A 25,628-nucleotide genomic window follows, 5' to 3' on the forward strand; every position below is an offset into this window, starting at 1 on the left:
TCAGCCCACCCGCCGCAGCGCGAGGTCGTCCAGGGTCGAGGCGGGCGCCCCGGTCAGCCGCTCCACCTCGTCGGCGGTGACGGCCCCGCAGTGCACGCCGCGGCGCAGGAAGCCGGCCAGCGCCCGGGCCGTCGCCGGCTCGTCCAGGACCGCGCCCGCGGCCCCGCCGAGGTAGTCGCGCAGCCGGCCGGCGGCCGTCTCCAGGCCGGACCGGTAGAAGAGGAACGTCGCCAGGAACCGGGTGGGCAGCTGGGCCGGGTGCAGGTCCCAGCCCTGGTAGAGCCCGCGCGCCAGCGACCGCTGCACGAGCCGGAAGTGCAGCGCCCAGGCCCGCCGCACCTGCTCGGCCGACCCGACGGGCAGCACGTTCGTCGACCCGTCGCTGACCGGGACGCCGGTGCCGGCGGCCGCGAGCAGTATGACGTGCTTGGCGTGGTCGGCGACCGGGTGGTCCATCGCCTGGTGGCCGGCGGCGATGCCGAGCGCGGCGGTGTAGTCGTAGGTGCCGAAGTGCAGCCCGTCGCACCGGCCGCCCGCGGCGTGCACCAGCCGGGCGACCGTCGCGGTGCCGTCGGGACCGAGCACCACCTGCGGGGTCTCGACCTGGACCTCGAACCGGAGCCGGCCGGGGTCGAGGCCGTACGCCGCCTCCAGCCGGTCGCAGGCCGCGCCCATCGCGCGCACCTGCTCCACGGAGGTGACCTTCGGCAGCGTGAGCCGGAAGCCGTCGGGCAGCGGGCCCGCGTCGAGCGCGGCCCCGAGCACCAGGTCCAGGGTGCGCAGCCCGCGGGCCCGGGTGGGCGCCTCGAAGGACTTGAAGCGGACCCCCCAGTACGGCGGCGGGTCGGCCGCCACCGCCGTCACCGCGGCGACCGCGTCGGCGTCCTCCTCGGCGTCGGTGTGGCCGCGGTAGCCGTCCTCGAGGTCGATCCGCAGGTCCTCGACCGGCTCCCGCTCCAGCTTGGCCAGCAGCAGCGACCAGACCGCCGCGATCTCCTCGGGGTCGGCCCCGGTGGCCAGCGCGAGCGCCTCGGGCGAGGGGGCGTGCGCGTCGAGGGCGGCGCGCGCGGCGGCGCCGTACCCGTTCACGAGGCCGGGGCCGATCCGGTCCGCGGGCAGGTAGACGGTGTGCACCGGCTGCCGCTCGCCGGTGTCCCCGGGGTAGTCCCGGGCGAGCGCCGCGTCCGCGGGCGCCATGATCCGCTCCACCTCGGCGAGGTCTTCGGCGCTCAGCCGGGTCGGTCGGTCGGTCATCGGGTGCCGGTCACGTCCTCGGGCCGGATCGGCACCCGCCGCAGGTCGAGGCCGGTGGCGGCGCGGACCGCCGCCGCGACCGCGGGGCCGGAGGAGATGGTGGGCGCCTCGCCGACGCCGCGCAGGCCGTACGGCGCGTGCGGGTCGGCGTACTCGAGCACCTCGATCGGCATCGGCGGGGTGTCGAGGATGGTCGGTATCAGGTAGTCGGTGAACGACGGGTTGGTGATCCGGCCCTCGACGATCTGGATCTCCTCCATCAGCGCCAGCCCCATCCCCTGGGTGCTGCCGCCCTGGATCTGGCCGACCACGGCGGACGGGTTCAGGGCCCTGCCGACGTCCTGGGTGCAGGCGAGCTCGACGACCTTGACCAGGCCGAGCTCCACGTCGACGTCGACGACCGCTCGGTGCGCCGCGAAGGCGTACTGGACGTGCGCGTCGCCCTGGCCGGTCTCCGGGTCGATGGGGTACGTCGGCCGGTGCCGCCACTCGACGGTGTCCTCGACGACGTCGGTGCCGAGCAGGTCGACGAGCGTGATCGCCGCGCCGGTCCTGTCCGAGACCGCGCCGTCCTCGAGCCGGAGCCCGGCCTCGTCGGTGCCGAGCCGCTCGGCGGCCCGGGCGAGCACCATCCGGCGCACGCTCTCGCAGGCGGCCTTGACCGCGCCGCCGGTGACGTAGGTCTGCCGCGACGCCGAGCTCGACCCGGCCGACCCGACCTGGGTGTCCTTGGGGGCCACGACCACCGACTCGACGCCGAGCTCGGTGCGGCAGATCTGCTGCTCGATGGTGACCAGCCCCTGGCCGACCTCGGCGGCCGCGGTGTGCACGGTGACGACCGGCTCGTGGCCGACGATCCCCAGCCGCACCCGGGCGGTCGAGTAGTCGTCGAAGCCCTCGGAGAAGGCGACGTTCTTGTACGCCACGGCGTACCCCACGCCGCGGCGTACGCCCTCGCCGTGGGTGGTGTTCGCGACGCCGCCGGGGAGCCGGCGCAGGTCGACCTGTCCTCGTTGGTCGAGCCTGTCGAGACCAGGCAGCGGCATCGCGCGCAGCCGCTCGACCAGCTCGGCCACCGGCGCGGCGCTGTCGATCACCTGCCCGGTGGGAGCCCGCGAGCCCTCGGAGAAGCCGTTGCGGACCCGGATCTCGACGGGGTCGACGCCGACGGCTGCGGCGAGCTTGTCCATGACCGCCTCGACCGCGAACGCGGTCTGCACCGACCCGAAGCCGCGCATCGCGCCGCAGGGCGGGTTGTTGGTGTAGGCGCCGTAGCAGTCCATGGCGATGTTCGGGATCTCGTAGGGGCCGAGCCCCATCGTGCCGGCGTTCCCGACGACCGCGGGGGTGCTGGAGGCGTAGGCGCCGCCGTCGAGGTGGACGGTGGCCCGGGCGTAGACGAGCTTGCCGTCGCGGTCGGCGCCGTACTCGTAGTGCATGGAGGCGGGGTGCCGGTGCACGTGGCCGAAGAACGACTCCTCGCGGTTGTAGACCATCTTCACCGGCTTGCCGGTGTGCAGCGCGAGCAAGCAGCCGTGCACGTGCATCGAGAGGTCCTCGCGGCCGCCGAACGCGCCGCCGACGCCGGCCAGCTGGAGCCGCACCCGGTCCGGGCCGAGGCCGAGCGCCGCGCAGACCTGCCGCTGGTCGACGTGCAGCCACTGGGTGGCGACGTAGAGGTCGACGCCGCCGGTGCCGTCGGGGACCGCCAGCCCGGACTCGGGCCCGAGGAAGGCCTGGTCCTGCATCCCGACCTCGTAGTCGCCGGAGACCACGATCTCGGCGGTGGGGTGCGGGTTGCCGGTGCGAACCTTCACGTGCCGCACCAGGTTGCCGCCCGGGTGCAGCCGCGGGGCGTCGGGGAGCAGCGCGGTGCGCGCGTCGGTGACCGGCTCGAGCACGTCGTACTCGACGACGATCTTCTGCGCGGCCCGGTGGGCGGTCTCGGGATGGTCCGCGGCGACCAGCGCGACCGGCTCGCCCTGGTAGCGGACGGTGTCGATCGCCAGCACCGGCTGGTCCTGGTGCTCGAGGCCGAAGAACTTCGAGCCGGGCACGTCGTCGTGGGTGAGCACCGCGAAGACCCCGGCCGTGCGGAGCGCCTCGGTGAGGTCGACGCGCACGATCCGGGCGTAGGGGTGCGGGCTGCGCAGCGTGACGCCCCACAGCATGTCGTCCATCCACAGGTCACTGCCGTAGGCGAACTCCCCGGTGACCTTGAGGATCCCGTCCGGGCGCAGCGGGGACTCCCCCACCCCGCCTGGCGCGCCGACCCGGGTCCGCTCCGTGGTCGAGCCGGTCATGCCCTCACCGCCTTCGCCAGCAGGGTCTCGGAGGCGGTGCGTACGTCGGCCGCGAGCCGCTCCTCGTCCACGTCGACCATCGCGTCGTGCCGCACCACCGGCCGGCCCTGGACCAGCAGCAGCTCCAGCGGCGGCGGGCTGCCGAGCACCAGCGCGGCGACCGGGTCGGCGATGCCGGCATGGGCGGCGGTGTCCACCCGCCACAGCGCGAGGTCGCCCTGCTTGCCCGGCTCCAGCGAGCCGATCCGGTCCTCCCAGCCCAGCACCTTCGCGCCACCGATGGTCGCGAGCTCGAGCCCGTCGCGGACGGTCAGCGCGGTCGGCCCGCCGACGGCGCGCGCGAAGAGCACCGAGTGTCGCAGTTCCTCGACCAGGGACGCGGCCTCGTTGGAGGCGGCGCCGTCGACGCCGAGCCCGACCGGTACGCCGGCCGCGTGCAGGTCGCGGGTCCGGCAGACCCCGGCACCGAGGCGGGCGTTGGAGGACGGGCAGTGCGCGACGCCGGTCCCGGTGGCGGCCAGGGTCGCGACCGCGTCGTCGTCGAGGTGCACCCCGTGGGCGAACCAGACGTCGGGGCCGACCCAGCCGAGGGACTCGACGTACTCGACCGGGCGGCAGCCGAACCGCTCGCGGCAGAACTCGTCCTCGTCGGTGGTCTCGGCGAGGTGGGTGTGCAGCCGGACGCCCCGGTCCCGGGCGAGCACGGCCGCCTGCTTGAGCAGGTCGCCGGTGACCGAGAACGGCGAGCAGGGCGCGACGCCGACGCGCAGCATCGAGTCCGGGGACGGGTCGTGGTGCCGGTCGATCGCGTCGGCGGTCGCGGCCAGGATCGTGTCGATCTCCTCCACCACGTGGTCCGGCGGCAGCCCGCCCTGCGAGCGGCCGAGGTCCATCGAGCCGCGCGTGGGCAGGAACCGCAGCCCGACCGCGCGCGCCGCCTCGATCTCGGCCCCGAGCAGGTCGCCGCCGTCGGCGGGGAAGACGTAGTGGTGGTCCGTCGTCGTGGTGCAGCCGGTGCGTGCCAGCTGGACCAGGGCGCCGGTGGCGCCGACGCGGACGGTCTCCTCGTCGAGCCCGGCCCAGACCGGGTAGAGGGTGGTCAGCCACTCGAAGAGCGTGTGGTCGACGGCCGAGCCGCGGGTCAGCCACTGGTAGAGGTGGTGGTGGGTGTTGACCAGCCCGGGCGTCGCCAGGCAGCCGGTGCCGTCGACGTACGTCGTGTCGGCCAGGTCGCGGGGCGCGCGGCCCTCGCCGACCGCGGTGATCCGGGCGCCGTCGACGATGACGTGCCCCACCGCGTGCTCGGTCCGCGCGGCGTCCATCGTGACCACCGCGCACCCGTCGACGACGACCCTCATCGCAGCCGCTCCGCGGCCAGCCGCACGGCGTCGATGATCTTCTCGTAGCCGGTGCAGCGGCAGAGGTTCCCGGCGAGGGCCTCGCGGATCTCGGAGTCGTCGGGGTCCGGGTCGCGCGCGAGCAGGTCGTGTGTGGCGACGAGCAGGCCGGGCGTGCAGAAGCCGCACTGGACCGCGCCGGCCTCGACGAACGCCTGCTGCACCGGGTGCAGCTCGCCCTCGCTGCCGTGCTGGTTGAGCCCCTCGACCGTGTCCACCCGGCGCCCGTCGGCCTGGCCGGCCGCGACCAGGCAGGCGCAGCAGGTGACGTCGTCGAGGTAGACCGTGCACGACCCGCACTCGCCCTGCTCGCAGGCGTTCTTGGAGCCGGAGAGCCCCATCCGCTCGCGCAGGACGTAGAGCAGGCTCTCGCCCTCCCACACGTCGTCGGCCTCGCGGCGCTCGCCGTTGACCGTGATCGTGACCCGCATCAGTCCTCCGCTCGCTGGTGGTCGGCCCACGTCCAGGCCAGGCAGCGGCGGGCCATCACGCCCAGGGCGTGACGGCGGTACGCCGCGGTGCCGCGCACGTCGTCGATCGGCGAGGCCGCGGCCGCCACCAGCCGCCCGAACTCCGCGGCCGCGGCGTCGGCGACGTCGGTGCGCGAGTCCCAGTCGAGCTCGGCCGCCAGGAACGCCTCGGCCTGCCGGGCCCGCAGCGGCGTGGGACCGGCGGAGCCGATGCCGGTGCCGACCGCCTGCCGCTCCGGGTGCAGGGCCAGCCCGAACGCCGCCACCGCGATCACCATCGCGTTGCGGGTCCCGATCTTGCTGAACTGCTGCGGCCCGGTCGCGGCCGGGATCCACACCGCGGTGACCAGCTCGTCGGGGCGGCCGGCGTGCCTCTTCGGCCCGGTGTAGAACTCCGCCGCGGGGACCCGGCGTACCCCCGAGACGGAGGCGAGCTCCACCTCGGCGCCGGCCGCGAGCAGCACGGGGTGCGCGTCTCCCGCGGGCGAGGCGGCACCCAGGTTGCCGCCGACCGTGCCCCGGTTCCGGATCTGCGGGGACCCGACCGTGCGCGAGGCCAGCGCCAGGCCGGGCAGCGCGGGGGCGAGCTCGTCGATCACGCGGGCGTAGGTGACGCCGGCGCCGAGCCGGACGTGGCCGTCGACGCGGTCCCAGGTGGCCAGCTCGGGGACCCGGGTGAGGTCGAGCAGGGCGGGCGGCCGGTGCCGGTCGAAGTTCAGCTCCACCATCACGTCGGTGCCGCCGGTGATCGGGACCGCGCCGGGGTGCTCCGCCCGCGCGGCCAGCGCGTCGGGGAGCGAGGTCGGGGACAGGAACTCCATCAGGCCTTCCGCTCGACGGTGACCTCGATCAGCCCGTAGGGCCGGTCGGTCACGTGGAAGACCTCGCCGTCGTTGGCCAGCCCGAAGGGCGCCAGGTCGACCGCGATGTGGTGGATGTTGGGAGCGACCAGCTCGATCGAGGCGATCTCCGGCACGGCCTCGAGGACCGCACGGCCCATCTCCCACAGCGACTGCTGCAGGGCCAGCGAGTGCACGCCGGTGAACCGGTCGAGCAGGGTCCGCCGGGCCGCGTCGTACGTCGCGCCCCAGTCGTGGTCCTCGCCCGCGGTGTAGGTCCACTGCACGGTGAGCGACGTGGCGAGCACGCGGTCGTGGGTGGGCGCGAGCGTCGTGTAGTCGTCGACGAGGAAGTCGGCGAACTCCGAGCCGGTCGACTTCAGCACCACCAGGTCCCGGATGCCGCCGACGACCGTCGTGCCCTCCGGCGACACCGTGACCCGAGCGGTGCGCACGTCGGGCCCGCGCCTGCTGAAGCCGTGGTCGTTGTCGGCGATCCGCTCCCAGGCGTGCTCCTCGATCCGCACGTCCGCGCCGGTCACCGGCCCGACGTCGTCGACGAAGTGCCGGGCCAGCGCGAGGCCGAAGTCCTCGATCTCGCCGACGCCCACCAACTTGGCGAACGCGAAGACGGTGTTCTTCTGGGTGTCGGTCGGCAGCACGTGCGCCTGATCGCCGCGCACGTGCGCGGCGGCGAAGTCGCCGGTCAGCGACGTGGAGACGTTGAGGTCGCGGATGACGTGGCGGTCGGTGTCGCGCACGATCCGGAACACGCGCGTCTCCGCCTTGCCGTAGCGGTTGGTCCCCAGCACGATCCCCACGTCAGCTCCCCCGGTACGTCGTGTAGCCGTGCGGGCTCAGCAGCAGCGGCACGTGCAGATGGGTGTCGTCCACGACGACGAAGGCGATGACCACCTCCGGGAAGAAGTCGCTCCGCGCCGCGGTGTCGAAGCGCAGCCGGTAGGTCCCCGGGTCGAGCCGGTCCGGGCCGAGGCCGGCGATGCGGCCGTCGGCGTCCGTCGTACCGCTCGCGAGGACCGCGTCGCCGCACTCCAGCCTCACGGCGACGCCCGCGGCCGGTCGACCGGCCGTCGTGTCGAGGACGTGCGTGGTCACCTGGCTCATGCGACCACCTGCCCGAGGCGCAGCAGGGCGATCTCGCGCAGCGCCGTGACGGTCTCCGCGCGCTCGGCGGCGTCGTCGTTGCCGAGCCGGCGCTGCAGCTCGGCGAGGATCTCGTCGCCGCTGCGGCCGGCCGCGCGGATCAGGAAGACGCGCCCGAACCTCGCCTCGTACGCCGCGTTCGCCGCGCGCAGCCGCTCCTGGTGCCCGGCCCCCACCCCCGACTGCTCGGCGCGCGAGTGCCGCGCCTCGGCGTCGTCGGCGTCGTCGGCGTCGCGCCGCTCGCCGATCCGCGACTCCCCGATCCTGGGATGGCGGGACAGCGCCGCCGCGAGCTCGTCGTCGGTCAGCTCGAGGGCCGAGTCGTGCGCCTGCTTGCGCAGTGCGTCGACGTCGGCGTACGGCCGCCCGACCACCACCTCGTCCGCCCACCGGGGCACGCCGAGGCAGCCGGCGACGAGGCTCCGTGCCTCCCCCGCCGGCAGAGCGTTGAACTCTGTGACCTGCACCACAGCCACGCTATCCACTCGCGAGTGGACTCATCGGCATTTCGGCTCAGGAACACCGGTCAACGCCGAGTCGGCGCAGTTTCACCTGCCCGCCCGGCCGAGTCGGCGCAGTTTCACGTCCGACCGGCGTGCGTGCCGGCGCGGGGGGCACGGTGCGGCTATGTTTCGCTCCCGATCTACCCGAAGGCGCGTCCTTGATGACTGACCGTTCACCCGCATCCCTCGGGCGGGTCCTTCCAGCGGCTGCGGCTGCACTCGCCCTGGCCGCGACGCTGACCGCCTGCGGCGACGACTCCTCGACGCCGCAGGTCACGCCCCAGCAGCGGGCCGCGAACGCGGCCGTGAGGGCGGACCTGAAGAACCTGGCGACCTTCGAGGAGGTCTTCTACGTCGACCATCAGGCCTACACCACCGACGTCGCCGCGCTGGCGCGTGTGGGTTCGATCCGGGTGTCCGAGGGCGCAGCGTTCGAGGTGGCCGTGGACGACGCCGGTCAGCGGTACTGCATCCGCGGGGCGGCCGGTGGGTCGAGCTCGGGAGCGTCCACGTTCACGTACTCCTCCGACGGTGGGGGGCTGACCGAGCCCGGCCCGACGCAGGGCTGGTGTGCGGAGGCGGCGGCGGAGGACTTCGCGCCGATCGGCGGCTCTGGCGTGAAGACCTACCCTCCGGAGGGCCGCGCCGGCGCCTGACCTACTGACCCGCGACCGCTCGCCCTCGTGAGGCCCAGGGTGCGTCGGACGGGCAGCACGTCGGACGCACAACCTGAGCCACACGCGGTGGTGGGTCAGGAGGTCGGGACGACCACCGCGAGCTGGCGAGCAGCTACCGCAGGCTCGACCGCCCCTGACGGAAGACAGGGTCGGGTGCGCTCACTCCGTGCGCAGCTGCTCGAGCGAGACCGCGTCCATCACCCACGGGCGCAGCATCCGGGTCGTGACCCAGACGGCGCCGACCACGACGAGAGCGACCGCCGTGGTCGCGAGGAGGATGTAGCCGGTCATCACGGCGTCGAGACCGTCCGCCAGTCCGTACCCGAACCCGCCGAACAGGGTGCCGGCGAGGGCCAGCGGGACGGTCGCGATGAGGCACTCGGTCCGCTGGCTGCTGACGAGCGCCGACGCCGGGACGCCGTTGGCGACCAGGGCGGCCATCTCGCGGCGGCGTTCGAGCACCGTCTCCGCCGAGTGCACGGCCAGGGACGTCGCGATCACCAGGGTCGCAGCGACGGCGCAGGCAGCAGCCACGTACGCCGGGACGAGGTACTCACCCGGGTCCCAGTTCCCCCGCAGGATGCTGCGGGTGAACGCGGCCACCACCCCGATCGTGAGAGCCACCGCACCGATCGCGGCCGCGGCGCGGCCGGCAGGGCGCGCGTCAGCGGTCAAGCGTCGCGCCGCCAGCAGCGTCGGGACCGTCCTGGCGAGCCTGGCCACGACGCCGGCGACCCGGTACGCCGTCCACGGCGCGAGCCCGGCGACGCCGACGGCCAGCAACACGATGTCGCCGAACAGGGGCAGCTCACTGTCCAGGCTCCCGTTCAGCTGCTTCCCGAACAGGAACAGGACGGCGACGATCACCAGCGCACCCCATGGCCGCGGCGGGCGCCGTACTCCCCTCGACGCGGCCAGGAGCGCGGTCATCTGCGAACCGGACCGCCGGCCGGCCCACGTCCCGTACCCGCAGACCGCCGCGATGACCGCCAGCGCCCAGGGGCCGGGCCCGACGGCGGTGGGCACCAGCGCCCCGATGCCCTTGTCGGCGAGCTGGTGGCCGAGCAGCTGCCGCAGCAGCCACCACACCGGAACCCCGAGGACCGCGCCGACCGCGGCAGGTGCGCCGACCTCGACCGTCGCCCAGCGCCGCAGGTCGCGGCGGGTGGCACCGGCGACCGCGAGGGCGGCGTAGCGGCGGTGCCGACTGGTGGACCCGAGCCGGACCGCCTGGTCGAGGAGAAGCAGCAGCGGCAGCTGCATGAGGATGATCGCGACGATGACGCCGCCACGGGTGCCGGGCTCCGCGATCGGCTGGAACAGGTGCTCCTGGCCGATTCCGTAGCCGTACCCGGGTGTGTCTCCGAGCCGGACGATCGACACCCCGACGAGCAGCAGCCCGCACACCAGTGACGTGGTCGCCGCAACGAGCACCGCGCGACCGCGGCCCGCAGCGGCAACGACCATCCGCAGCAGGGGCCGGATCTGGCCCGGGCGGACGCCTCCGGAGTGCGGGCCGACGACGGGCCCGACGGTTGGCCCGGTCATGGCCGGCCGGACTCGGGCCGACCGGCGGTCGCGGGCACGTCCACGGTCCCGTCCCGGAGCACGACCTCCCGCTCCGCGGCGGCGGCGACCCTGTTGTCATGGGTGACCAGGACGAGCGCAGCGCCCGTCTCGCGGGTGGCGGAGAGCAGCACCTGCAGGGCGAGGTCGCCGGTGACGGTGTCCAGGGCGCCGGTCGGTTCGTCGGCGAACACCACCCGCGGTGAGGTGACCAGGGCCCGGGCGATCGCGACCCGCTGGGCCTGGCCGCCGGACATCGCGGCCGGGCGGGCGTCGGCGACGTCGGCGACCTCGAGGCGATCGAGCCACTCCATCGCCGCGGCCTGGGCGGAGGCGCGCCTGCGGCGCTCGAGCAGCAGCGGGATCGCGACGTTCTCGGCGGCCGTCAGCTCCGGCACGAGCTGGCCGAACTGGAGCACCAGGCCGAAGTGCCGGCGCCGCAACCGGCTCCGGTCGTCTGTGGGCAGCTGGTCGAGCCGCTGCCCGTCGTAGACGATCGTGCCGGTGTCCGGGACGGTCACCCCGGCAAGGCAGTGCAGCAGCGTCGACTTGCCGCTGCCCGAGCGGCCGGTCACGGCAACCACCTCGCCGGCGTACAGGTCCAGCGAGGCGGCGCGCAGCGCCGGGGTGGCTCCGAACGTCTTGTGCACGGCGCGGGCGGACAGCAGCGGCGCGATCGGGTCTGATGCGGCGCCGGTTCCCGGCTCGGGCTGGGGGCCGTTCATCGGTCTCCTCCTGTTCGTTCGGCCACCTGTCGGCCGCCGGTTCCGGTCGTCTCCCGAGCCACCCGGTCGCGGGTCTCCTCGAGCCACCTGAGGTCGGCGTCGAGGTGGGCAAGGGCGTGGTCGATCGCCAGGCGGGCACCCAGCTCGGGGGCCTCCGCCCGGTCCAGGGTCAGCCGACGCATGGCCGCGAGGTGCGCAGCCCGCTGGTGCACCAGGAAGCCGTCGGCGTCGGCGCCGAGGTGGAGCGAGGTGATGGTCTTGCGCACCAGCTCCTCAGCCGGATACGGCCCCGGCGACTCCACCGCGTCGAGCCAGGCCAGGAGCTCGGCGCGCCCCTTGTCCGTGATGGCGTACACGGCCCGATCGGGTCCGGCGCCCCGGGTGGTCTCGGCCAGCTCGACGAGCGCGTCGCGCTCGAGTCGGGCCAGGGTGGCGTACACCTGCCCGTACGCGAGCCGGCGGGCGGAGGGGAACCGGTCGTCGTGGGCGCGCTTGAGGTCGTACCCGTGCGCGGGCCTCTCGGCGAGGACCCCGAGCAGCACCATCCCCAGCGACATGGGGAGAGTATGCACTCGATGTAGTCATGAAGTGAATAGTGGTCTGGTCGTGTCGGCGCCCCGACCGGTCGGGCAGCGGTACGGTGGGAGGAACCCAACTGGTGGATGTGACTGCTTCGCAGCGGCGGTGCCTTCCCGGAAAGCGTGCGGCGGTGGAAGTCGAGCGGAGCCCTGCCGCACCCGGTCGTCCCGGGTGGTGCGACTCGCCGTGACCACCTCCGACGAGCCGCGCGACGTCTGGTGGCTGATCGCGGACGAGCCCGTCAGCGAGGACGACCAGCCCCACCTCGGCGGATGGATGCAGCGCCTGTGCCGCGCCGCCGTGCGCGAGCTCGACGCGACCGGTGTCGGGATCAGTATCGTCGCCCCACGAGGCACCACCACCGTGCTGGCGGCCTCCGGCTCGGTGAGCGAGGCCGTCGAACAGCTCCAGTTCACTCTCGGCGAGGGCCCCTGCCTGGACGCCCTGGCGCTGGGTCGACCGGTCCTGACCCCCGACCTGGCGCATGCCGCGCGGACCCGGTGGCCGGGGTACGCGCCGGCGGTCCAGGAGCACGGCGTACGCGCGGTGTTCTCGTTCCCGCTGCAGCTGGGCGCCGCCCGGCTCGGCGCCATGGATGTGTACCGGGACCGGGCCGGATCCATGTCCAGCCCCGCCCTCGGTCAGGCGGCGGCGTTCGCCGAGGCCGCCATGGCCAGGCTGCTCGACGCCCAGGAGCAGTCGGACCTCGAGAACCCGGCCTTCGGCGGAGCACTGGACGGCCAGTTCGAGCTGTACCAGGCCCAGGGCATGGTGCAGGCACAGCTCGGGGTCAGCCTGCACGAGGCGATGGCCAGGCTGCGCGCCTACGCCTACGCTCATGAACGCCCGCTGGGCGAGGTGGCCGCGGACGTCGTTGCTCGTAGACTCGTACTGGAGCCGGACCGTTGAGCGGGGTCGGTTCCCTGAACCACCTGGAAGGGTCAGTCCCATGATCGCAGCCGACCGGCTGGCGCAGGTGTTCGTCGAGGTCGCCGACAGCCTCACCGACGACTTCGACCTCATCGAGTTCCTGCAGATGCTCACCGCGCGCAGCTCGGACCTGCTGGAGATCCGGGCCGCGGGGCTGCTCTTCGCCGACCGGCGGGGCCGGCTGCAGCTGATGGCTGCCTCCGACGAGCGCACCCAGATGCTCGAGCTGTTCCAGCTCCAGGCGCGCGAAGGGCCGTGCCTGGACTGCTACACGGAGGGACGGGCCATCGTCGGCGCCGACCTCATGCAGTCCGCCGACCGGTGGCCCCGGTTCGCCCCGCGCGCGGTCGAGAGCGGGTTCCGCGCCGTGCACGCGTTCCCGCTGCGCCTGCGCCAGGAGGTGATCGGAGCGATGAACCTGTTCGGCACCGATGTGGGCGCCCTCGACCCGGCAGATGCCCGGGTGGTCCAGGCACTCGCCGACGTCGCCACCATCGCGCTGCTCCAGGAACGAACCATCCGGCGTGGCGAGGTCCTCACCGAGCAGCTGCAGGGTGCGCTCAACAGCCGCATCGCCATCGAGCAGGCCAAGGGGGCGATCGCCCAGATCCACGGCTGCACCATCGATGAGGCCTTCGAGCGGCTGCGTCGCTTCGCTCGTGACACGGGCCGGCCGCTGAGCGAGGTCGCGCACGACGTCACCACCGACCCGGCTCGCGTCGCCGGACTCGTCGCGCCGACCGAGGAGACCCTCTGACACGTCGGGGCGGGCCGCTCCCCCGTCCGGCTCGGGCCACGAAGAATCCGGTCTGCGACTCAATGCGGCGCGTCCGGGAGCCGATACCCATGGAGTGATCACCACTTCTCGGTTCCGTCGCGCCGGCTCCCGCCTCGTGGCCGGCACGGCTGTCGGCCTGCTGTACGCCACCGCCAGCCTGCCCGCAGCCCCCGCACCGCACTCGCCGCAGGTCGCTCCGACCTTGTCGGCGGCGACCACGGCTGGTCTGGCGGTGTCGCCGACCAACTACGTGGGCGGTCAAAAGCTCACCTGGACCGGGAACGTCGGACATCGGGGAGAACGGCGACTGGTCCTGCAGTTCAACATGGGCAGCGCCACCGGAGGTCACTGGACCACGGTCGACGGCTTCCATGACCGCACCCGGGCGGACGGCAGCTTCTCCTTCACCTATCCCGCCCCCAGCATGTTCAACATCCGGTACCGGGCGAAGGCCGGGAAGTACCTGTCCACGGCCCGGGTGTTCAACGCCAAGACCCAGGACCTCACCATCCGGGTCACCGGGCAACCGGAGATCAACACCAACGAACCGGGCCGGGTGGACGCTGGCCAGCTGTTCGGGATCACCGTCGACACCACCCCGGACAACATCTTTCGCAGCCCCGAGTCGCAGGGCCTCCCCGTGTTCGGCGGGCGCACCCTCGCCCTCCAGAAGCGCATCGATGCAGACACGTGGCGGACCGTCGACACCACCACCGTCGGGGACAACGGCCGCGGATTCTTCCTCGGCCTCACCGAGGCTGCGGGCGTCACGGTCTACCGGGTCCGCGCGGGGGACTACTTCGCGGGAGGCAACCAGGTCGGCTGGACCCAGTCGTTCCCGCTGTACGTGCTGGTCGGGCGGGACGCCCAGGACTGGTACGCAAGTCGATTCGGTTCCACGCCGCCCGGGTCGGTGCCGGTGGGCAAGCCGTCCGGCGGCGGTGCACAGCCGCCGACCGCCAGCAAGCACTACAAGTGGTTCCCCTCCTTCTTCGACTTCGCCTGGGAGTACGGACAGTCCCTCACCAGCCCTCCGTCCCGGGGCACCCGGATCCGGGGCAGCTGGGAGGACTCCTCGACCGGCAGCGGACGCGTGTTCAAGTACAACGGCGGGCTGGCGCTGGACAGCAAGCGGTACGCCGGGGCCGGCCCCGGGGACTTCGGCACCACCCGCGCCACGCTGCACGGCAACTCGATGACGCACGGTCGGTGGGAGACCAGTGTCCGGATCCGCAACGCGTACGAACGTGGCGGACACGCCTACCAGACCCTCGTCGAGCTGATCCCGGCCAGGACTTCCGACTACGACTGCGGACGCCACAACGTCACCGTCGCGAGCATCTCCCCCTTCTCCCGTCGCGTCGCGTTCGGGGTCCGCTCCTCGCAGAACTGGTGGGGCGGAACGGCGACGGCTGCCTACACCCCGCTGCTCAAGGCGTACAACGTCGCCGTCGAGGTGGCCAAGGGCCACATCACGTGGTTCCTCAACGGTTCGCCCATCGGCTCGGTCACCAAGACCGCAGCCCTCCCCGCCGTACCCATGACCCTCCGGCTGTCGCTGGTCGGCCAGCCGGACGCAGAGATGGACCAGACCAACGTGATCTCCGACTGGCAGCGCGGCTTCCCCATCACCACCGGACAGCAGATCGTGAGCCAGAAGAAGCTGTCCCGCCGTGATGCGGTGGCCACCAGCTGCAGCGCGGCTTGACCAGGACCCAGCGAGATCCCCGCAGGACCAGGCACCAGCCGGGCTGCCCGGCCGCATGACCGGGCGGCCGCTCTGGTCCAGGCGGCCATGGCGGCTCACCTTCGTGGGGAAGCACCGTGGTCAGTAACCGCGAGGCCGCGACGCGGTGTACAGCCAGTCTCGGAACATCCCGTCCAGCGGCTTGCCCGAGATGCGCTCGCTCAGCCGGATGAAACCGGCCGTCGCGACGACCCCGTGCCGGTGCTCCCTCGCCCAGGCCCGCAGGATGGCGAAGAAGTCCCGGGACCCGACCCGCTGGCGCAGCACCTGCAGCGTCATCGCTCCGCGCAGGTAGCCGGGCCCGAACAGGTCGGCCGGGTCCGAGAACGCGGCCGGGGCCGGCTGCCAGAAGCTCGAGTGCGGCCCGTGCCGGCGGTAGAGCTGACGGAACATCTTGCCTGTGGACGGGCCGCCGTGGGCGGCCGCCCAGAGCCACTCGGCGTAGGTGGCGAAGCCCTCGTTCAGCCAGATGTCGACCCAGTCGCGGGGTGTCACGGAGTCGCCGTACCACTGGTGCGCCAGCTCGTGGACGAGGGTGCTGGTGTCGACGCTGCCCGGGAACACCGGGCGGTCCTGCGTCTCGAGCGCGTAACCGACCGAGAGCCGATGCGCGACCAGCCCGGCACTGCTCATCGGGTAGGGGCCGAAGCGGCGCTCCTCCCACCGCACGATCCTCGGCAGAAGGTGACGCGCGCGTCGCTGCGGCGGGAGCTGCCGGTCGACGAACGACCAGACCGGCAGCCGACGACCGGTGACCGTGCGCATGGTCGACCGGTAGACCCGGTAGTCGCCGATCGAGATCATCGCGAGGTAGCTGGCCATCGGCACGGCCTGCCGCCAGGTCCACGTGGTGCGGTCGCCGTCGCGCGAACGGTCCACGAGCCGGCCGTTCGCTGCGACCTCGCGTCCGGCCGGCGCCGTGATGACGAAGGTGTAGCGCGCCTTGTCGCGCGGGGTGTTGTTGTTGGGGAACCAGGTCATCGATCCCACCGGCTCGTTGACGGTGGTGGCCCCGTCGTCGGTGACGATCCAGCCCTCCGACGACTTGTCGGGGTCGGTGTGATCGTGCGGCGTGCCTCGGTAGCGGATCGTTGCGCTGAAGGCGCCCTGCACCGGTCGGGCCGGGCTGATCACGAGCTCGTGACCGTGACGGCGGAACGACGCGTCGCGACCGTCGACGCGCACGCGCTGGACCCGGAGGCCCTCGAGGTCGAGGGAGAACGACGACAGCGGTCGCGGGGCGCGAGCGCGCACCCGGGTCGAGGCCGAGATCGAGCCGTCGGGGTGGTAGTGCAGCACGACCCGGTACCGCTGCGCGTCGTACCCACCGTTGCCTGCGTAGGGGAACAAGGAGTCGCCCGACCGGGTGGACCCGGGGCGGGGGTCGCCCGGCGCCGCGCCAGCGGGCACGGCTGCCGTGCCGACGACGGCGAGCGTGGTCAGCGCGACGGCAACGGTGGTGGCGCGACCCCGCCGGCGGGGCGGCTGTGCGTGTGCCGGTGACATCAGCCTGTCCCGCTGTCCGTGAGCGGCGGCGCGCTAGGTACCGAGAACCCCGTCATGCTCGCGACGGTATGAACGACCGCGGGGCCGGACAACCCCCAATTCGATGACTGTGCGCGACCAGGCCCGTGACCGTCCGGCTTCGCGGAGGAGGCTCAGGAGTCGGCCGGAGGTGCGCCCGCGGGCGGGGTCGAGCCGGCGGGTCCGTCGCATGGTCAGGTCGCCGGCCACAGGTCCAGCAGCCACACCTCCGGACCGGGTACCGGGCCCGCCGCGGCCGGGTCCCGATGGTCGTAGCCGGCTTCGTCCTCGGCGATCAGCTGCTCGTCCAGCGCGGTCGCCGCCACACGGTGCGCCACCGCGGCCCGTAGCCGCCAGGTCCCCGACGGCACCGCCACGTCACCGACCGGGGTGGCGCCGTAGTCGTCGGCGTACGCCAACAACGGGCCCACGCCGCTGACCACCCATTTGACCTCCTCGGCCGGCGGGTCCCCGGGCAGCGGCCCGGCCGCCAGCGCGTCGGAGGGGCCGGCCGGAGCGGTGTCGTGGATCCGCACGGTAAGCGTGGTGAGCATCTCGGTGCCGGCGCACCACAACGCCAGCTGGTTCTCCTGGACCACCACAACGGGGCCGGTGCGCGGATGGTTCAGCGTGGCCCGGTGCCCGGCCGGGGCGAGCACGACCTGGTGGCCGGTCACCGGCACCTGGCCGGTGCCGTGCGCCACCACCGCCATACCGAACTCCTTCCCACTGGACGTGACTTGGTCAACCAGCTGCTGCTCTACCGACACCGCCCATCGTGGAGCACCTGACCAGACGTCACGGTCGCTTGACGCCGGCTGTGCTCCCCGGACCCTTCAACGTCGCACTGGAGGCTATGGTTCTCGTGGCTCAGGTTGGGGAGAACTACAGGCATGTTCTCCTGAGGGTTCTCCCGACCAATCCCCTGATCCCCCGGGCCCCTAGCTCAATTGGCAGAGCAGAGGACTTTTAATCCTTTGGTTGTGGGTTCGAGTCCCACGGGGCCTACCGAGTCCGGCGGGCCACCGGACGGCGGTGATCCCCAGTCATCAGCTGGCTGCGATCGACCGCCATGTCCGTGCGAAATGGCCAGCGATCCCGCCCTCACCTACCGCCTTCCCAGCGGCGCCGCATGCCCAATGCAGGCCTAGAACGGGTTGCCGGCCACGCCTAGCGTGTTTGGCTGGTTGGCCCTCGGGTACGGCCACGACAGGGAGGACAGTCCATCCACGCGCCCTTACGGGCGTTTCAGGGATTGAGGGAGCATGTCTGCAACAACCAAGATCGCCGTGGGCGTGGCCAGCGGCTACCTGCTGGGCAGGACCAAGAAGCTGCGGCTCGCCATCACCGTCGGAAGCCTGCTGGCAGGCCAGCGCCTGAGCACGAACCCGCAAGCGCTGCTGGCACAGGGAGCCAAGCTCGCCGAGAAGAACCCGGAGCTCAAGAAGCTCCAGGACCAGGTGTCCGGCAAGCTGCTGGAGGCGGCCAAGGCCGCCGCCCTGACGACCGCCACCTCGCGCCTCGAGGCAGTCACCAAGCAGCTCACCGCGGGCCCCAGCGAGGAGCCCGAGGACGAGTACGAGGAAGAGGGCGAGGAAGAGCCCGAGGACGAGTACGAAGAGTACGAGGACGAAGAGCAGGAGCCCGAGGAGCCGGAAGCCGAGGAGGAGTCGGAGGAGCCCGAGGACGAGGCCGACGAGGAACCGGAGGAAGAGCCCGAGGAGGAGCCCGAGCCGGAGCGTCGTCCCCGCAAGCGGGCCTCGTCCGCCGGGAAGACCGCGAAGCGCTCGGCCTCGAAGACGGCTGAGTCCGGACGGTCGGCCGCCAAGAAGGCGCCGGCGAAGAAGGCGGCCAAGAAGGCACCGGCCAAGAAGACTTCGGCTGCCAAGAAGGCTCCCGCCAAGAAGACCGCGGCGGCCAAGAAGACCGCCGCGAAGAAGGCCCCCGCCAAGAAGTCGACCTCGAGTCGCACAGCCAAGAAGTCCAGCTCGCGTTCGCGCAGCGGGTCCGGGAGGTAAGGCGCCATGGCGAACACCAGCACCGAGGGGATGGACAAGCTCAAGCTCGTCTCGTCCGACCTCATGAAGGCCGTCGGCGACAAGGCCATGAAGACCGCCTCCGACCGGGTCGGCGGAATCACCGACCGGCTGGAGGGCATCGCCGACGGCGGCCCCATCAAGAAGGCCGCAGTCAAGGGCGCCGAGGCCAAGATGCAGGGCGACTCGCCCGTCGGGGGTGCCGTGAAGGGCCTCGCCTCCGGAATCAAGGACAAGGTGACCGGAGGCGGCGGCAAGGGCGACAAGTCCCCCAAGGCCACCAAGGCGACGAACATCATCGAGTCCATCGACGTCGGCGTACCGGTCCGGGTCGCCTACAACCAGTGGACCGAGTTCGGGGGCTTCCCGAGCTTCATGAAGAAGGTCGAGAAGGTCGAGGCCCAGGACGACAACAAGCTCGCCTGGAAGGCGCAGATCGTCTGGTCCCACCGGACCTGGGAGGCGTCGATCCTCGAGCAGATCCCCGACGAGCGGATCGTGTGGAAGTCCAAGGGCGAGAAGGGCCACGTCGACGGCGCGGTCACCTTCCACGAGCTCGGCCCGAACCTGACCCGCATCCTGATCGTGCTCGAGTACTACCCACAGGGCCTCTTCGAGAGGACCGGCAACATCTGGCGCGCCCAGGGCCGTCGCGTCCGTGCGGAGTTCAAGCACTTCCGCCGGCACGTCATGACCCGCACCATCCTCGAGCCCGACGAGGTCGAGGGCTGGCGCGGCACCATCGAGGACGGTGAGGTCGTGCAGACCCACGAGGAGGCCCTCGAGGAAGAGCAGCAGCAGGAGCAGGAGGAGTCCGAGCAGTCCGAGGGAGCCGAGGACGAGGGCACCGAGGACTACGAGGACGAGTACGAGGAGGGCGAGGAGGAAGCCGCCCCCGAGGACGAGTACGAAGAAGAGGGCGAGGAAGAGCCCGAGGCCGAGTACGAGGAAGAGCCGGCCGAGGACGAGGGCGAGTACGAAGAGGAAGCCGGCCCCGAGGACGAGTACGAGGAAGAGGGCGAAGAGGAGCCCGAGGCCGAGTACGAGGAGGAGCCGGCGGAGGAGGAGCCCGTTGACGAGGACGTGGACGAGGAGGCCGAGCCCGAGGAGGATGAGGAAGAGCCCGAGCAGCCCAAACGCCGCCGACGCCGTGCCAGCTGACCCGAAGACCCCCCGAAAGAGAGAGTCCTGATGACCGTTCAGCAGTCCTCACAGCGCCGCGGAGGCGGCTACCTCCAGCGCCCCGCACCCAGCGGCCTGGCCGACGTCATCGAGATCATCCTCGACAAGGGCATCGTCATCGACGCCTACGTCCGGGTGTCCCTCGTCGGCATCGAGCTGCTCACCATCGACGCCCGCATCGTGATCGCGAGCGTGGACACCTACCTCCGGTTCGCCGAGGCGACCAACCGGCTCGACCTGATCGAGCACGGAGGTGGCAAGCCCCTCGACGAGTTCATCGGCAACATGCAGGAGAGCGGTGCCGCCAAGAAGGTCGGCGGAGCCGTCAAGGGCGCGAAGAAGGCCATCACCAGCGGCGACGACGACGAAGAGCGCCGGCCGGCCCGCAAGTCGAGCTCGCGCCGCAGGTCGGAGGCCTGATGGCTCCCACCACGACCGAAGCCGACCTCGTCGTGGACACCGACCGCGGCTACTTCGTCTACGGCGTGGTGGCCCAGGCACCGGGACGCGTGCCCGAGGGACTGACCGGGGTCGGCGGGGCCCCGGTCCGGTCCGTCGGGCACGGCCCGGTGGCCGCCGTCGTCGGCGAGATCGACCTCCAACGCACCACCGGGCGTCGCGCGGACCTGGTCGCGTACAGCGAGGTGCTCGACGAGCTGGCGTCGACCGGCGCCGTCGCGCCGGTGCAGTTCGGCTCGGTGCTGCTGGACGAGCAGAGCATCATCGAGGAGCTGCTCGCCCCCAACGAGCAGCACTTCGCCGGGCTGCTCGACCAGCTGGCCGGACGCGCGCAGTTCAACCTGCGCGCCAGCTTCCACGAGCACGTCGTGCTGGGCGAGGTCGTCACCGCCGACCCCGAGATCCGCCGGCTGCACGAGCTCACCCGGGACCTGCCCGAGGAGGCGGCGTACGCCGACCGGGTGCGGCTCGGCGAGCTTGTCGCCCGCGCGCTCGAGGACAAGCGCGTCCTCGAGGTGGAGGCGCTGCTCGACAGCATCCTGCCGCTCACCGCGGCGTACTCCCTGCGCTCCGGCGCCGGCATCGAGCACCTGCTCGACGTGGCCCTGCTCGTCGACGACGAGCGGCGCTCGGAGTTCGAGGACCACCTCGAGGGGCTGGCGGAGGCGGTCCACGAGCGCATCGGGCTCCGCCTGGTGGGCCCCGTCGCACCCTACGACTTCGTCGGGGGCGACACATGGGGCTGATCAGCGGCATCCTCGGCCTGCCCCTGGCCCCGCTGCGGGGTACGGTGGCGGTCGCCGAGCAGGTGCTGCGGCAGGCAGAAGAGACGTTCTACGACCCTGCGACCATCCGAGCCGAGCTCGAGGAAGTCGACCGACGACGCCAGTCCGGGGAGCTGACCGACGACGAGGCCACGGCCTGGGAGGACGAGCTCGTCGAACGGTTGATGGAGGGGCAACGCCGCCTCCGTGAGGAGTGATCATGGCTGACACCGAGAGCAGCACCGAGAGCCAGAGCGCCGCGGCGGAGTCCGCGGACGGGGGCAGCGCGAAGAAGGCGCCGGCCCGCAAGCGCACCACCAGGAAGAGCCCCGCCCGCAAGAGCGCGCCGCGCAAGGCGAGCGCCCGCACCGAGCCCGCGCGACCGAAGAAGATGAGCGGCACCCGGGTCGCCGGCGAGGCCGCCCGCCAGCTGCTGGAGCTGACCGGCAAGCAGGCCGAGGGCGTGATCGGCCTCGAGCGCACCGAGGACGGCTGGAAGGTCGAGATCGAGGTGCTCGAGCTCTCGCGCATCCCGAACACCACCGACGTGCTGGCCAGCTACGAGGTCACCGTCGACAGCGACGGTGAGCTCGAGGGGTACAAGCGGCTGCACCGCTACGTGCGCGGCACGCCCGGGGAGGACTGAGATGTCCCAGTCCCACGACGCCACGCCCAGCGCGCGGCCGTACTACTCCCCGCCCAGTGCCTCGCCGCGCCCGCAGCCGGCCAACCTGGCCGACATCCTCGAGCGGGTCCTCGACAAGGGCATCATCATCGCCGGCGACATCAAGGTGAACCTGCTCGACATCGAGCTGCTCACCATCAAGATCCGGCTGCTGATCGTGTCGGTCGACAAGGCCAAGGAGATGGGCATCGACTGGTGGCGCAACGACCCGATGCTCAACGGCCAGGAGCGGACCCTCGCGGACGAGAACCGGGAGCTGCGCGAACGCATCGAGGCCCTCGAGTCGAAGGAGTCAGGTGACTGAGACCGGCCGCTACCTGTACGCCATCGCGCGCGGCCTCGACCCGCAGGTCCTCGCCGACGTGCCGGCACTGGCGGGCGGGCAGCTCGAGGTCGTCGAGCACCGCGGCCTGGCGGCGGTGGTCAGCGACGTCGACCTCGAGGAGTACGGCGAGGAGGGGCTGCGGCGCAACCTGGAGAACCTCCCGTGGCTGGAGGAGGTCGCGCGCGGCCATGACGCGGTGGTCCAGGCGACGGCCACCCGGGCCCCGACGGCCCCGCTGCGGCTCGCCACGATCTGCCTCGACGACGACGGGGTGCGTGAGCGCCTCGACGCGTGGCACGACGCCCTCGAGGAGGTGCTGGACCGCGTGGAGGGCCGGATGGAGTGGAGCGTGAAGGTCTTCGCTCGCCCCCGACCCGTCCCCGCGGCGGCCGACTCCCCGCCCGCGGCGGTCAGCGGCGCGGCGTACCTCCAGCGGAAGAAGGCCGAGACGCAGGCCCGACAGGCCGAGGAGAGCAGTGCGGTGGCCGTCGCGGACGAGGTGCACGCCAGCCTCGCCGCGCGGTCGGTCGCCGGCCGGAGGCTGGCACCCCAGGACCCGAGACTGACCGGCCGCGCGGAGCAGATGCTGCACAACGGCGCCTACCTCGTCGAGGCCGAGGAGGGGGACGCCTTCGCCACGCTGGTCGACGAGCTCGCGACCGCCCACCCCGACGTGGTCGTCGAGTGCCGCGGCCCGTGGCCGCCGTACTCCTTCGCGACGCTGGAGCAGCCGTGACCGGCACCGTCGCGGAGACCGGGCGGGCAACCCCCGAGCGGGACCCCGGGCGGCAGATCGCGCTCGTCGACCTGCTCGACCGCCTGCTCGGCACCGGCGTGGTGCTGGCCGGCGACGTCGTCATCTCGCTGGCGGGCGTGGACCTGGTGCAGGTCCGGCTGCACGCGCTGATCACCTCGATCCGGGCCGAGATGGTGGAGCCCCGATGAGCGAGGCGCCGCGGCTGTTCCCGCAACGGCTCGAGACCGACGCGGAGTCGGTCGAGCGCGACCTGTTCAAGCTGGTCCTGACGATCATCGAGCTGGTCCGCCAGCTGATGGAGAAGCAGGCGCTGCGCCGGGTCGACGAGGGCGACCTCACCGACGCGCAGATCGAGGGGCTCGGCACCGGCCTGATGCACCTCGAGCAGGCGATGGAGGACCTCAAGGCGAGGTACGACCTCACCACCGAGGACCTCAACATCGACCTCGGCCCCCTGGGTCCGCTGCTCTCCGAGTGACGCCCACCGGGCGATCCGGGGCACTCTGAGGACCGTGACCGGGCGATCCGGGGCACTCCCGACCCCGGAACTCGGTGGCGCCGCGGGCCTGCGGCTTGGTCGAATGAGCCATGACCGAGCTGGTGACCCCGGACCTGCGCTGGTACGACTCCTGGGCCGCGACCCTCGCGGAGTTCGGTGCGGACTACCCGCACGGCTCCGGGTGCCCGCCCGAGGGCCTGCCCCGGGACCGGGCCGGTTGTGCGGCGTTCGTCGCCGACCTGCTCAGGTACGGCGACGCCGCGGCCGACCTCCCCGAGGGCCGGGTGCACTGCGACTACTTCTGGATCGCCGACGGCCCGGAGATGATCGGCTTCCTGGCCCTGCGCCATCGTCTGAACGACTACCTGCTGCGGGAGGGTGGGCACATCGGGTACTCCGTACGCCCGTCCCGCCGCCGGGAGGGTCACGCCCTGCGCGCGCTCGAGCTCGCCCTGCCGCGCGCGGCCGACCTCGGGATCGACGCGGTCCTGCTCACCTGCGACGAGGACAACCTCGGCTCCCGGCTGGTCATCGAGAAGGCCGGCGGGGTCCTGGAGGACATCCGGGTCGGCAAGCGCAGGTACTGGATCACCACTCGTCACTGAGTGCCCTCGATCGCCGTCAGGCGACCGACGGCGGCCAGCGATGCCTGCGCCACTCGTCCCATGTCGCGAATCCGGCCGGTGGGTCATCAATGGGCTCGCTGCCATCGATCTCCCCTGGCGTCGGGACGTCGATGTCGGCAGCCCACTCGGCGAGCTCCTCGTCCGACATGGGCCACGTCGTGTGTGGCGCCTCGGCTTGGCGCTGATCGAGTCGTTTCCGCTGCTCGGCCGGGGTGAGCTCGAAGTAGCGCATCTCCACTGTCGCGCCGAGGTCTGCTGCTGCCTGCCGTAGAGCGGAGCGCTCGTCTCGACCCCAGAGGCCGTAGTCGATCACGACGTTGTTGCCGAGCTCGAGAGCGCGAAGCCCGATCTGGATGAGCCGTCCTTCGATCACGTCCTGGGCCGATGGCGGATTCTCATGCCCGTAGAGGGCCTTCACCCATTCGTCCTTCGTCAGACGAAGTGCACTCTGCTCGATCTCCAGGCGCCGCGCAGCAGTGGTCTTCCCCGTACTCGGGAGGCCCACGGTCAGGAAGAGTGTTGGTTGCCTCATGGTCCCCCTGTCGAGCGGCAGCCTCATCATTGCTGACATCCGCTCAACCCGCTGATGGTGTGCTCCTGCCGGATCCGGCAACCCGGGATCAGGACGACGGGGTGGTCCCAGGACGGCGAGAGCAGCGACGACATCGGGCTCGTCCGGCGCGAGGAACACGACACACTTGGGGTAACCGCTCTCGCCTTCAACACCCGCGAGGCGCAGGGTGGTGTGAGACGTGGCCGCCATGCGGTGGACGGCCTCCCGGAACCCGACTGTCGGCAACCCGATGTCGTCGACATGGCCGGCTCTACGGCGGTAGATCGCCACGAGCTCGGAGGTCGGTACCCGATCATCGTTCGCGAAGTAGGCGTGATCACGTGCGTCCGGTTCGTCCAGCGCGGCCAGGCAGGTCGACACTGCCTCTCCTTGCGCCTCCGTCAGCGCTCGCCTGAGGTCATCCGGGGTCACCACCGCATCATCGCGCAGGCGCACTCACGCGCGGCGTCGGCACGTTCTTGATGGGGCTCGGGGCTGGCCACCCGACAGCGAATGCCCGGCAGTGCCCGCTCACGGGCCTGAGAGTGCCCCGGATCGCCCGGTCCGCGGGGGTTGTGGAACTGGTTCTAGTATTCCGGGATGTCGCGCTACGTGCAGGAGGACGTCTCCAGCGAAGAGATCGAGCGCCAACGAGCCCTCTACGGCCCGCTCGCCCAGAGCGTCCGTGAGCTCGCGGACGCGGTGATCCGCACCGAGGTCGACGACGCGGAGATCGCCGCGGCCCGGGCCGGGATCGAGGCGATCACCGAGCGGCTGCGGGAGCGCCAGATCGCCGGCTCGTACGGCGTCCGGTTCAACGCCGCCGGCGAGGGCCGGGCATGGGGCAACGCCGTCGTCGGGACCCGCAACCCGGTCGCGCCGCCGCTGAAGGTCCACCACGACAGCTCGGGCCGCGCGTGGGCGGAGTTCCACCTCGGGGCGGCCTACGAGGGGCCGCCCGGGCTGGTCCACGGGGGCGTGTCGGCGCTGATCCTGGACCAGATGCTGGGCGAGGCGGCCGGCGCGGGCGGCAAGCCTGGGATGACCGGGACGCTCACCCTGCGCTACCGCCGCGGCACCCCGCTCGGGGAGCTGCGCGCGGAGGCGCACATCGACCGGGTCGAGGGCGTCAAGACGTACGCCGTCGGCCACGTCGCGGACGCGGAGGGCGTCACCGTGGAGGCCGAGGGGGTGTTCATCCTGCCGAAGTGGGCGTGCCGAGCCCTCGAGAAGCAGGCCCGGGAGCAGCAGGACGAGCCGCCCCCGACCCGCTTCGAGTGACCGCG

At 72.4% G+C, this 25,628-nt stretch carries 30 protein-coding genes and 1 tRNA gene; 17 read left to right on the forward strand and 14 right to left on the reverse strand.

Annotation, left to right across the window (positions count from 1 at the left end):
* From ABD268_RS03125 to uraD, 8 genes are read right to left on the reverse strand one after another with little or no spacing between them, the layout of a single operon-like run.
* Complete coding sequence (locus ABD268_RS03125; protein ID WP_344147415.1) at positions 1-1,254, reverse strand: DUF6986 family protein; 1,254 nt, start codon at positions 1,252-1,254, stop codon at positions 1-3.
* Entirely contained in the window at positions 1,251-3,557 is a 2,307-nt protein-coding gene (pucD, locus tag ABD268_RS03130; RefSeq protein ID WP_344147418.1) for a xanthine dehydrogenase subunit D, read from the reverse strand. Before pucD ends, ABD268_RS03125 begins: the two co-directional genes overlap by 4 nt.
* The gene (locus ABD268_RS03135; RefSeq protein WP_344147421.1) at positions 3,554-4,915 is read right to left on the reverse strand and encodes an 8-oxoguanine deaminase; all 1,362 of its coding nucleotides are present in this window, start codon (positions 4,913-4,915) and stop codon (positions 3,554-3,556) included. The genes pucD and ABD268_RS03135 overlap by 4 nt, the downstream gene beginning before the upstream one ends.
* A complete protein-coding gene (locus ABD268_RS03140) occupies positions 4,912-5,385 on the reverse strand; it encodes a (2Fe-2S)-binding protein (protein ID WP_344147424.1) in 474 nt (157 codons plus the stop codon). Before ABD268_RS03140 ends, ABD268_RS03135 begins: the two co-directional genes overlap by 4 nt.
* Complete coding sequence (locus tag ABD268_RS03145) at positions 5,385-6,245, reverse strand: FAD binding domain-containing protein (RefSeq protein WP_344147427.1); 861 nt, start codon at positions 6,243-6,245, stop codon at positions 5,385-5,387. The genes ABD268_RS03140 and ABD268_RS03145 overlap by 1 nt, the downstream gene beginning before the upstream one ends.
* Positions 6,245-7,084 carry a factor-independent urate hydroxylase gene (gene pucL / locus ABD268_RS03150; RefSeq protein WP_344147430.1) on the reverse strand — a complete coding sequence of 280 codons (840 nt, stop codon included), beginning with the start codon at positions 7,082-7,084 and terminating at the stop codon, positions 6,245-6,247. The genes ABD268_RS03145 and pucL overlap by 1 nt, the downstream gene beginning before the upstream one ends.
* A gap of 1 nt (position 7,085) precedes the next feature.
* Positions 7,086-7,388 (reverse strand): hydroxyisourate hydrolase, encoded by a 303-nt coding sequence (gene uraH / locus ABD268_RS03155; protein WP_344147433.1) that lies wholly within the window; start codon positions 7,386-7,388, stop codon positions 7,086-7,088.
* The gene (gene uraD / locus ABD268_RS03160; RefSeq protein WP_344147436.1) at positions 7,385-7,894 is read right to left on the reverse strand and encodes a 2-oxo-4-hydroxy-4-carboxy-5-ureidoimidazoline decarboxylase; all 510 of its coding nucleotides are present in this window, start codon (positions 7,892-7,894) and stop codon (positions 7,385-7,387) included. The genes uraH and uraD overlap by 4 nt, the downstream gene beginning before the upstream one ends.
* 197 nt (positions 7,895-8,091) lie before the next feature.
* On the opposite strand from uraD, the gene ABD268_RS03165 reads away from it, so the two are divergent.
* Positions 8,092-8,586: a hypothetical protein gene (locus ABD268_RS03165; protein ID WP_344147439.1), complete on the forward strand. Its 495-nt coding sequence runs from the start codon at positions 8,092-8,094 to the stop codon at positions 8,584-8,586.
* Between the two features lie 180 nt (positions 8,587-8,766).
* On the opposite strand, the gene ABD268_RS03170 is transcribed toward ABD268_RS03165, so the two are convergent.
* Genes ABD268_RS03170 through ABD268_RS03180 form a run of 3 tightly spaced genes read right to left on the reverse strand, consistent with a single transcriptional unit; the run spans position 8,767 to position 11,455 of the window.
* A complete protein-coding gene (locus ABD268_RS03170) occupies positions 8,767-10,155 on the reverse strand; it encodes an ABC transporter permease family protein (protein ID WP_344147442.1) in 1,389 nt (462 codons plus the stop codon).
* Positions 10,152-10,898, reverse strand: a complete 747-nt coding sequence (locus ABD268_RS03175) for an ABC transporter ATP-binding protein (RefSeq protein ID WP_344147445.1) — start codon at positions 10,896-10,898, stop codon at positions 10,152-10,154. The genes ABD268_RS03170 and ABD268_RS03175 overlap by 4 nt, the downstream gene beginning before the upstream one ends.
* Complete coding sequence (locus tag ABD268_RS03180) at positions 10,895-11,455, reverse strand: PadR family transcriptional regulator (RefSeq protein ID WP_344147448.1); 561 nt, start codon at positions 11,453-11,455, stop codon at positions 10,895-10,897. Before ABD268_RS03180 ends, ABD268_RS03175 begins: the two co-directional genes overlap by 4 nt.
* A 208-nt stretch (positions 11,456-11,663) precedes the next feature.
* Here ABD268_RS03180 and ABD268_RS03185 point away from each other — a divergent pair, with 208 nt between their 5' ends.
* From ABD268_RS03185 to ABD268_RS03195, 3 genes are all read left to right on the forward strand, one after another.
* Complete coding sequence (locus tag ABD268_RS03185; protein WP_344147451.1) at positions 11,664-12,386, forward strand: GAF and ANTAR domain-containing protein; 723 nt, start codon at positions 11,664-11,666, stop codon at positions 12,384-12,386.
* Positions 12,387-12,426: 40 nt separating this feature from the next.
* Positions 12,427-13,164 (forward strand): ANTAR domain-containing protein, encoded by a 738-nt coding sequence (locus ABD268_RS03190; RefSeq protein WP_344147454.1) that lies wholly within the window; start codon positions 12,427-12,429, stop codon positions 13,162-13,164.
* Between the two features lie 94 nt (positions 13,165-13,258).
* Positions 13,259-14,893: a LamG domain-containing protein gene (locus tag ABD268_RS03195; RefSeq protein ID WP_344147456.1), complete on the forward strand. Its 1,635-nt coding sequence runs from the start codon at positions 13,259-13,261 to the stop codon at positions 14,891-14,893.
* Between the two features lie 120 nt (positions 14,894-15,013).
* On the opposite strand, the gene ABD268_RS03200 is transcribed toward ABD268_RS03195, so the two are convergent.
* Positions 15,014-16,438: a M1 family metallopeptidase gene (locus ABD268_RS03200; RefSeq protein ID WP_344147458.1), complete on the reverse strand. Its 1,425-nt coding sequence runs from the start codon at positions 16,436-16,438 to the stop codon at positions 15,014-15,016.
* 212 nt (positions 16,439-16,650) lie between these two features.
* On the reverse strand, positions 16,651-17,169 hold the full coding sequence (locus tag ABD268_RS03205; RefSeq protein WP_344147460.1) for a hypothetical protein: 519 nt from the start codon (positions 17,167-17,169) through the stop codon (positions 16,651-16,653).
* Between the two features lie 222 nt (positions 17,170-17,391).
* Here ABD268_RS03205 and ABD268_RS03210 point away from each other — a divergent pair.
* The 12 genes from ABD268_RS03210 (at position 17,392) to ABD268_RS03265 (ending at position 23,768) form a co-directional block, all read left to right on the forward strand.
* Positions 17,392-17,464 (forward strand) — tRNA-Lys (locus tag ABD268_RS03210).
* A 257-nt stretch (positions 17,465-17,721) separates the two neighbouring features.
* Entirely contained in the window at positions 17,722-18,474 is a 753-nt protein-coding gene (locus ABD268_RS03215; protein WP_344147463.1) for a hypothetical protein, read from the forward strand.
* Positions 18,475-18,480: 6 nt separating this feature from the next.
* The gene (locus tag ABD268_RS03220; protein WP_344147466.1) at positions 18,481-19,653 is read left to right on the forward strand and encodes an SRPBCC family protein; all 1,173 of its coding nucleotides are present in this window, start codon (positions 18,481-18,483) and stop codon (positions 19,651-19,653) included.
* A 30-nt stretch (positions 19,654-19,683) separates the two neighbouring features.
* A complete protein-coding gene (gene gvpJ / locus ABD268_RS22800) occupies positions 19,684-20,094 on the forward strand; it encodes a gas vesicle protein GvpJ (RefSeq protein ID WP_425573664.1) in 411 nt (136 codons plus the stop codon).
* Entirely contained in the window at positions 20,094-20,879 is a 786-nt protein-coding gene (locus tag ABD268_RS03230; protein WP_344147469.1) for a GvpL/GvpF family gas vesicle protein, read from the forward strand. Before gvpJ ends, ABD268_RS03230 begins: the two co-directional genes overlap by 1 nt.
* Positions 20,870-21,115 carry a gas vesicle protein GvpG gene (locus tag ABD268_RS03235; RefSeq protein ID WP_344147472.1) on the forward strand — a complete coding sequence of 82 codons (246 nt, stop codon included), beginning with the start codon at positions 20,870-20,872 and terminating at the stop codon, positions 21,113-21,115. Before ABD268_RS03230 ends, ABD268_RS03235 begins: the two co-directional genes overlap by 10 nt.
* Before the next feature lie 2 nt (positions 21,116-21,117).
* Positions 21,118-21,543 (forward strand): gas vesicle protein GvpO, encoded by a 426-nt coding sequence (locus ABD268_RS03240; RefSeq protein WP_344147475.1) that lies wholly within the window; start codon positions 21,118-21,120, stop codon positions 21,541-21,543.
* 1 nt (position 21,544) lies between these two features.
* Positions 21,545-21,886, forward strand: coding sequence for a gas vesicle protein (locus tag ABD268_RS03245; RefSeq protein ID WP_344147478.1), 342 nt, complete (start codon positions 21,545-21,547; stop codon positions 21,884-21,886).
* Positions 21,879-22,643: a GvpL/GvpF family gas vesicle protein gene (locus ABD268_RS03250; protein ID WP_344147481.1), complete on the forward strand. Its 765-nt coding sequence runs from the start codon at positions 21,879-21,881 to the stop codon at positions 22,641-22,643. The genes ABD268_RS03245 and ABD268_RS03250 overlap by 8 nt, the downstream gene beginning before the upstream one ends.
* The gene (locus ABD268_RS03255; RefSeq protein WP_344147484.1) at positions 22,640-22,852 is read left to right on the forward strand and encodes a gas vesicle protein; all 213 of its coding nucleotides are present in this window, start codon (positions 22,640-22,642) and stop codon (positions 22,850-22,852) included. The genes ABD268_RS03250 and ABD268_RS03255 overlap by 4 nt, the downstream gene beginning before the upstream one ends.
* Positions 22,849-23,142 (forward strand): gas vesicle protein K, encoded by a 294-nt coding sequence (locus ABD268_RS03260; RefSeq protein ID WP_344147487.1) that lies wholly within the window; start codon positions 22,849-22,851, stop codon positions 23,140-23,142. Before ABD268_RS03255 ends, ABD268_RS03260 begins: the two co-directional genes overlap by 4 nt.
* Positions 23,143-23,252: 110 nt before the next feature.
* Entirely contained in the window at positions 23,253-23,768 is a 516-nt protein-coding gene (locus tag ABD268_RS03265; RefSeq protein ID WP_344147490.1) for a GNAT family N-acetyltransferase, read from the forward strand.
* A gap of 16 nt (positions 23,769-23,784) precedes the next feature.
* On the opposite strand, the gene ABD268_RS03270 is transcribed toward ABD268_RS03265, so the two are convergent.
* A complete protein-coding gene (locus ABD268_RS03270; RefSeq protein WP_344147492.1) occupies positions 23,785-24,774 on the reverse strand; it encodes a P-loop nucleotide/nucleoside kinase family protein in 990 nt (329 codons plus the stop codon).
* Between the two features lie 168 nt (positions 24,775-24,942).
* Between ABD268_RS03270 and ABD268_RS03275 the strand changes: the two genes are divergently transcribed.
* Positions 24,943-25,623, forward strand: a complete 681-nt coding sequence (locus ABD268_RS03275; protein ID WP_344147495.1) for a PaaI family thioesterase — start codon at positions 24,943-24,945, stop codon at positions 25,621-25,623.
* The last annotated feature ends 5 nt before the right edge of the window (positions 25,624-25,628 follow it).

This window comes from Nocardioides koreensis (assembly GCF_039531775.1).
GTDB lineage: Bacteria > Actinomycetota > Actinomycetes > Propionibacteriales > Nocardioidaceae > Nocardioides > Nocardioides koreensis.

Coding starts and splice junctions, on each gene's coding strand:
- ABD268_RS03175 (WP_344147445.1), bottom strand. CDS start 10,898: ATGAACGGCCCCCAGCCCGAGCCGGGAACCGGCGCCGCATCAGACCCG.
- ABD268_RS03165 (WP_344147439.1), top strand. CDS start 8,092: ATGACTGACCGTTCACCCGCATCCCTCGGGCGGGTCCTTCCAGCGGCT.
- ABD268_RS03235 (WP_344147472.1), top strand. CDS start 20,870: ATGGGGCTGATCAGCGGCATCCTCGGCCTGCCCCTGGCCCCGCTGCGG.
- ABD268_RS03260 (WP_344147487.1), top strand. CDS start 22,849: ATGAGCGAGGCGCCGCGGCTGTTCCCGCAACGGCTCGAGACCGACGCG.
- ABD268_RS03135 (WP_344147421.1), bottom strand. CDS start 4,915: ATGAGGGTCGTCGTCGACGGGTGCGCGGTGGTCACGATGGACGCCGCG.
- uraH (WP_344147433.1), bottom strand. CDS start 7,388: ATGAGCCAGGTGACCACGCACGTCCTCGACACGACGGCCGGTCGACCG.
- ABD268_RS03190 (WP_344147454.1), top strand. CDS start 12,427: ATGATCGCAGCCGACCGGCTGGCGCAGGTGTTCGTCGAGGTCGCCGAC.
- ABD268_RS03145 (WP_344147427.1), bottom strand. CDS start 6,245: ATGGAGTTCCTGTCCCCGACCTCGCTCCCCGACGCGCTGGCCGCGCGG.
- ABD268_RS03140 (WP_344147424.1), bottom strand. CDS start 5,385: ATGCGGGTCACGATCACGGTCAACGGCGAGCGCCGCGAGGCCGACGAC.
- ABD268_RS03220 (WP_344147466.1), top strand. CDS start 18,481: ATGGCGAACACCAGCACCGAGGGGATGGACAAGCTCAAGCTCGTCTCG.
- ABD268_RS03240 (WP_344147475.1), top strand. CDS start 21,118: ATGGCTGACACCGAGAGCAGCACCGAGAGCCAGAGCGCCGCGGCGGAG.
- ABD268_RS03200 (WP_344147458.1), bottom strand. CDS start 16,438: ATGTCACCGGCACACGCACAGCCGCCCCGCCGGCGGGGTCGCGCCACC.
- ABD268_RS03125 (WP_344147415.1), bottom strand. CDS start 1,254: ATGACCGACCGACCGACCCGGCTGAGCGCCGAAGACCTCGCCGAGGTG.
- ABD268_RS03245 (WP_344147478.1), top strand. CDS start 21,545: ATGTCCCAGTCCCACGACGCCACGCCCAGCGCGCGGCCGTACTACTCC.
- ABD268_RS03180 (WP_344147448.1), bottom strand. CDS start 11,455: ATGTCGCTGGGGATGGTGCTGCTCGGGGTCCTCGCCGAGAGGCCCGCG.
- ABD268_RS03230 (WP_344147469.1), top strand. CDS start 20,094: ATGGCTCCCACCACGACCGAAGCCGACCTCGTCGTGGACACCGACCGC.
- ABD268_RS03170 (WP_344147442.1), bottom strand. CDS start 10,155: ATGACCGGGCCAACCGTCGGGCCCGTCGTCGGCCCGCACTCCGGAGGC.
- ABD268_RS03265 (WP_344147490.1), top strand. CDS start 23,253: ATGACCGAGCTGGTGACCCCGGACCTGCGCTGGTACGACTCCTGGGCC.
- pucD (WP_344147418.1), bottom strand. CDS start 3,557: ATGACCGGCTCGACCACGGAGCGGACCCGGGTCGGCGCGCCAGGCGGG.
- ABD268_RS03215 (WP_344147463.1), top strand. CDS start 17,722: ATGTCTGCAACAACCAAGATCGCCGTGGGCGTGGCCAGCGGCTACCTG.
- gvpJ (WP_425573664.1), top strand. CDS start 19,684: ATGACCGTTCAGCAGTCCTCACAGCGCCGCGGAGGCGGCTACCTCCAG.
- ABD268_RS03205 (WP_344147460.1), bottom strand. CDS start 17,169: ATGGCGGTGGTGGCGCACGGCACCGGCCAGGTGCCGGTGACCGGCCAC.
- ABD268_RS03275 (WP_344147495.1), top strand. CDS start 24,943: ATGTCGCGCTACGTGCAGGAGGACGTCTCCAGCGAAGAGATCGAGCGC.